The organism is Streptomyces sp. NPDC002574 (assembly GCF_042889545.1).
GTDB lineage: Bacteria > Actinomycetota > Actinomycetes > Streptomycetales > Streptomycetaceae > Actinacidiphila.
Genome location: NZ_JBIARB010000019.1, coordinates 12,884 through 18,276 on the forward strand (window position 1 = coordinate 12,884; position 5,393 = coordinate 18,276).

The 5,393-nt window shown below is 71.7% G+C and carries 6 protein-coding genes; 1 reads left to right on the forward strand and 5 read right to left on the reverse strand.

What is annotated here, in order from left to right:
- The first annotated feature begins 67 nt into the window (after nucleotides 1–67).
- Nucleotides 68–1,144: an iron-siderophore ABC transporter substrate-binding protein gene (locus tag ACFYXS_RS34950; protein ID WP_389255669.1), complete on the forward strand. Its 1,077-nt coding sequence runs from the start codon at nucleotides 68–70 to the stop codon at nucleotides 1,142–1,144.
- Nucleotides 1,145–1,204: 60 nt separating this feature from the next.
- Here the strand turns inward: ACFYXS_RS34950 and ACFYXS_RS34955 are convergent, their stop codons facing one another.
- The 5 genes from ACFYXS_RS34955 to ACFYXS_RS34975 all read right to left on the reverse strand — a co-directional run bounded on the left by ACFYXS_RS34955 (nucleotide 1,205) and on the right by ACFYXS_RS34975 (nucleotide 5,236).
- On the reverse strand, nucleotides 1,205–1,753 hold the full coding sequence (locus ACFYXS_RS34955) for a DUF1062 domain-containing protein (protein WP_389255671.1): 549 nt from the start codon (nucleotides 1,751–1,753) through the stop codon (nucleotides 1,205–1,207).
- Between the two features lie 208 nt (nucleotides 1,754–1,961).
- Nucleotides 1,962–2,138, reverse strand: a complete 177-nt coding sequence (locus tag ACFYXS_RS34960) for a hypothetical protein (protein WP_389255673.1) — start codon at nucleotides 2,136–2,138, stop codon at nucleotides 1,962–1,964.
- Nucleotides 2,139–2,382: 244 nt separating this feature from the next.
- Nucleotides 2,383–3,039, reverse strand: coding sequence for a class I SAM-dependent methyltransferase (locus ACFYXS_RS34965; protein WP_389255675.1), 657 nt, complete (start codon nucleotides 3,037–3,039; stop codon nucleotides 2,383–2,385).
- Between the two features lie 10 nt (nucleotides 3,040–3,049).
- Nucleotides 3,050–3,304 (reverse strand): hypothetical protein, encoded by a 255-nt coding sequence (locus ACFYXS_RS34970; protein WP_389255677.1) that lies wholly within the window; start codon nucleotides 3,302–3,304, stop codon nucleotides 3,050–3,052.
- 117 nt (nucleotides 3,305–3,421) lie between these two features.
- Nucleotides 3,422–5,236, reverse strand: coding sequence for a hypothetical protein (locus ACFYXS_RS34975; RefSeq protein ID WP_389255679.1), 1,815 nt, complete (start codon nucleotides 5,234–5,236; stop codon nucleotides 3,422–3,424).
- Between the last annotated feature and the right edge of the window lie 157 nt (nucleotides 5,237–5,393).

The window sequence follows — 5,393 nt, forward strand, 5'->3', positions numbered from 1 at the left end:
GCGGGCCCCCAGCGACCCGTAGCAGACCCATCCCGTCCAGAACCGAAACGAACAGAAGGATCTCGCGATGTCCCGCGCCCCCAGGGCCACCCGGTTCGCCGGACTGCTCGCCTCCGTGCTGATGCTCGTCGGCGCGGCAGCCGCCTGCGGCTCCACCGACTCGGCCTCCGACGCCCCGAAGTCGGGCTTTTCCGGCCCCGCCAAGGCGTCGGAGAGCACCGCCTTCCCCGTCACCATCGCCCACAAGTACGGCAGCACCACGATCAAGGCCGAGCCCAAGCGCGTGGTCACCGTGGGCCTCACCGACCAGGACGCCGTCCTCGCGCTCGGCACGGTGCCGGTCGGCACCACCGAGTGGATCGGCGGCTACAAGGGCGCCGTCGGCCCCTGGGCGCAGGACAAGCTCGGCTCCGCCGCCGCGCCGACGGTCCTGAAGGACACCGGCACCGGGCCGCAGGTCGAGAAGATCGCCGCCCTGAGGCCCGATCTGATCCTCGCGCTGTACTCCGGGCTGACCAAGGCCCAGTACGACACGCTGTCGAAGTTCGCGCCGGTCGTGGCCCAGCCCAAGGAGTACAACGACTACGGCATTCCGTGGCAGCAGCAGACCGAGACCGTGGGCAAGGCCCTCGGCAAGGCCGACGAGGCCAAGACGCTCGTCGACGGTGTCGAGGCGAACTTCGCCGCGGCCAAGAAGGCCAACCCCGCCTTCACCACGTCCACGGCCGTGATGGCCACCCCGTACGAGGGCACCTTCGTCTACGGCAGCCAGGACGCCCGCTCCCGCCTGCTGGCCGACCTCGGTCTGAAGCTCCCCACCGACCTGGACAAGGTGATCGGCGACCAGTTCGGCGCCAACATCAGCAAGGAGCGCACCGACCTGCTCGACCAGGGCGTCGCCGTCTGGATCGTGCCCGACACCACCACGGCCGTCACCAAGCTGCACCAGGACAAGCTGTACGCCGACCTGAAGGTCGTCAAGGAGGGCCGCGAGGTCTTCGTCAAGGAGACCGGCGACTACGGCAACGCCGTGTCCCTCTCGACCGTGCTCAGCATCCCCTACGTGCTCGACCGCCTCGTGCCGCAGCTCGCGGCCGCGGTGGACGGCGATCCGGCCACCAAGGTGGGGCAGCCCGCCTCCTGATCGCGTGTCACCAGGGCCTGCCCGGCGCACGCGCCGGACAGGCCCTGGTCGCCGAGAGGCTCAGCGCTTGAGCGTGAAGGTGAAGTCGCCGGAGAGCCGGCCGCTCAGCCGGACCGCCGAGACGAGCTTCCCCTCGGTGATCAGTCGCTCGACCTCGGCCCGCGGGAGACCGCAGCCCTCGGCGATCAGCCGCACCGGCCGGACGGGGATCCGCGCAGCGAAACGGACCGAGACGTCGATCACCTCGTGGTCGAGGTGATCGGAGCCGCCGGTGTCGAGGCGCCAGGCGCCGTCCCAGTCGAGGGCGATGCGATTACGGCGCTGCACGGCCGGATCCTGGAGCAACTCGGCTGCCAGGGAGGGGTCGTTGTCGTGCAGCCGGTCCAGCAGCCCAGGCTTGACGGAGCGCACGTTCACGCGCTCCAGGATCGCCAGCTTCGCCGTGTCCCCGCAGGTGGTGCAGAGCACGAGGAGCCAGGCATCGAGCAGTTTGTGGTTCGCGTTGACCCGAAACTTGCCGTTCGCCTGGAAGCGCTCGGACGTGCACGCGTGGCAACGACGGAGAACGAGCGGCAGGCAGGTGGGCACGACGGCCCAGGTATTGAGCACAGAGGTACACCGGTTCCAGTGAGAAGTCCGCAGCAACAAGCAGCGCGACGCACAGGTGCGGCGCGCGACACATCAGCACTCGGGAGGTCTCACACGGTGTACAACGGGACGTCCTTGCCTCGGCGACTCGGTTCGGCAGCACGGTAACGGCGTGCGGCGGCGTCGTTCCACTGGTTTTCCGCGGGGGGACGGGGTGTCCGGCGCAGCGTCAGCGACGCGTCGCTTCGGCGTCGTACTGATCGGCGTCGAAGTGAAGCGCCGGGGGGTGAACCTGATCGACAGGCACCTGTCGGCCGGACCACTCGACCAGCCCACCATGACGCTGCACGAACACCGACAGGAAGCCGCAGCACCCGCCCGTGCACGCGGGCTCGCCGAGCACCACCCGGCGCCCCTCGGCAGTCGCCCGGAGCGGACCGCGACCGTCGGCAGGCAACGCCTCGTCCGCGAACGGACCGCGGCCCCCTCGCCGGCGGCCCGCGCCACGACATCCTCGCCGTCGACGCGGATCCGCAGCTGAGCGGCCCATCGGCGCCCCGGTGGCAGCACACTCACGTCAAGCCGATTGAGCACCCGGCCGGCCTGCGTCGACGCCCGGCATGGGGGGCGACGGCAGCCGCCGTGCCCTGTCAGCCGGCGTTGGCCGGCGGTTCCGCGACGCCGACGACGAAGCTGTCGCCCACGGGCCGGACATCGGCCGACCACCCCAGCGCGGTCAGCCGGCCGGTGAGCTCGTCCGCGTCGTGGAAGACCTTCACGACGCGGTACGCGCTGCCGTCATCGACCCGGCGCAGCACCGCGGGGGTGGGCTGGTCGGTGAGGACTTCCTCGCGTGCGGCCGCGCGGGGGCCGTCGTCGATGAAGACCGCTGTGCCGTGGGGTGCGAGTGCGGCGCCGACGGTGCTCCAGAAGTCCGGCAGGCGGGACGGCGGAACGTGTGACAGCCAGAAGGCGAAGAACACGGTGTCGTAGCGGCGCGGCGGCTGCCACGCGAACAGGTCGGCCTGGACGAACCCCACGTTGGGGGAGGCCACCCGCGCACGCGCGATGCTCAGCGTCTCCTCCGCGACGTCGACAGCGGTCACCGAGCGCGCCCGGGCGGCCAGCGCGCCGGTCCACTGCCCCGTTCCGCAGGCCAGCTCCAACACGTCGCCCGCGATGGGGAGTTCGCCGACGGCACCCAGCAACTCCCGCAGATCCTCGCGCTCCGCATAGGGCCGGTCGTACCCGCTCGCGTGGGCCCGGTAGTAGGCGATCTGCTCCTTCAGCAGGGCATCGTCATCCATGCTCGCGACCCTAGCGCGTGCGCTTTGCGCTGTTCACACGGTCCGTGGCAATGAGCACGTCCGAGGGGATGCCCCGAGCGGTGAGCCGCGACCCGAGTTCCGCTTCCTGCGCCGGAGTGATGACCATCCACAGCGAGGTGCCGGTGTCCCCGGCACCGAATACCTGCTGCTTCCCACGCCGGGCCTCGGCGTGGATGGTGTACGGAGCCAGGTCCACCAGGATCTCGAACTGAACGTCGTCCTCAACGTCGATGTCGATTCCCATCCCGGGATCGTCACCTCGACTGTGTCACACCGTACGTACGCTCGTCGGAAGGGCGTGGTTGCCGCCCAGGTGCCGGAGCCGGCGCGCGCCCCCGCATCGTCATCAGTGGTCAGGACCCTACGGCGGCCAGGGGTAACCGAGTTCTTCGGCGCGCTTGCGGGTGCCGCCGCACACGCGGCCGTAGGTTTTCGGGTCCTCGTCGGCGAGGCGGCGGAGGGCCGCGGCGGCCTGGGTCTCGGGTGGGGTGCCGTCGTCCGGGATGTCCCAGCGGAACTGGAGGGGGCTGTCGGCTCCGTCCGGGGTGCCGGAGCCGAGTCCGGGCACGTACCAGAAGGTCACCACGGTGGTGTCCGGGTCTTCGAGGCCGCTGCTGATCCAGCCCCGGCTCGCGTCCCATGTGCTCAGCAGATCCGGCGCCTCGATCAGGCCGGCCTTGATCAGTCGGGCCACGGTGCGCGTGCGCCAGGACCAGGAGCGGTCGGTCTCGGCGCGGGCGATCTCCGCGTCGTAGGCGGCGGCGTCGAACCGGTGGGGAGGCAACTGGAGCGGGGCGTCCCGTGGACCGGACATCGACCGGCGCCAGTTCTCCCACACCACCTGGTCGCCGTCCCGCCGGATGGTGACGTACAGCGCGCCGCAGCACCCCTCGGTACAGCGGGCCTCCGCGAGTTGGGCCTCGCGGGGCTCAGGACCGGCCCGCAGCAGGCCGTCCTCCAGGAGGAGTTCGGGGCTGTTGGCCGGACCGCGGGTGAATGCGGCTGGGACGACGGGACGTCCGTCGATGAGGATGCGGGCCTCGACGCGTGGCGTGTCCGCGGGGTCTCCTGCCACCACCTCGATGCGCAGTCCGCCGGCCGTGGCGGGGAGCGCGAACGGCCGCCGTCCCGTGCGACGGATCCACCGCGCTCGCACCTCGTGGTCCGGCTCGCCTCCGGCGATGTCCGCGGTCGAGGACCATCGAGGTTCGGCGAGCAGTCTGCCGAGCGATTCCAGCAGCGCGGTGCGTCGGCCGGGAGGCCAGTCGAGCAGCACGCCGGTGCCGCTGCTCAGGTCCAGCGCGAGCGAGACCAGGGTGGCGTGGTTGTCGAGGCCCGGCGGCAGAAGACCGGCGCGGGTGACGACCTTGTCGTACAGGTCGGGCGCGTCGCGGTAGGCGAGGAAGCCGGCCGGGTCGTCCTGAGAGCACCCCATCCACACGAGCAGTCTGCTCGCCCGGGCCAGCAGGGCCGTGTCGGAGGGATGCCGGTCGAGCAGGTCGGGCAGCCGTACGGCCTCCGCGATCCGGCGCGCGTCCGCCGCGCCGACACGGCGCGACGAGAGGTGGAAGGCGGTCAACTCTTCGTGAACGGCCCGCTGGTCTCCCGCCCACAGGGCGCGCACGAGCGGTCGCAGGCCGTCGTGGGGGCCGGCGGCGAGCGAGACGACGCCGGCGGCTTGCCGGTCGAGTCTGTCCAGGGCATCGACGGCGGGACCGGTGAACACCCGGAGCAAGCCGAGCGTGGACAGACACGGGATGTCCTCGGCCTCACCGAGCCGGATGAGCAGGGCGATTCCGGCGGTGACGGCCGGGACGGTGGTACCGGTCCCGGTCAGTTCCCTGGCCAGGGCGCGAGCCGCGGTCCACTGACCGGCCGGCAGCGGCAGGCCCGCGACCGTCGAGTGGACCAGATGGCTGTGGCGGTTTCGAACGCCGAGCCGGGCAAAGAGGTGATGGAGAGTGGCGGAGTCGCCCGGCAGCGGATCGAGTGCCGCGCGAATGGCTGTCCTCGCCTCGTTCCAGGACAACTCCGGGTCGCCCGGTTCCCGTCTCCCGGCGAGGGAGTAACCGCGCCGGGGCGGGAGGCCGTCGGGGGATTCGCGCAGCATGCGCAGGGCGCGGTCGTACAGGGCGGGCGGGAGGGTGAGCGCGTCGCGCTCCTCCTGGGCGTTCACCGGCTGGGGTGGGACTCGATTCCGTAGGTCATGTGCGCAGCCTGCCAGGCGCGTTCCTGCCCTGTCGAAGGGATTGCGCGCGCGACGACGCGCGTCGGCCCGCCGGGGGCCGGCCCGCACCGCGCGGGACGGCCCCCCGGCGTTCGGGGGTCTGGCG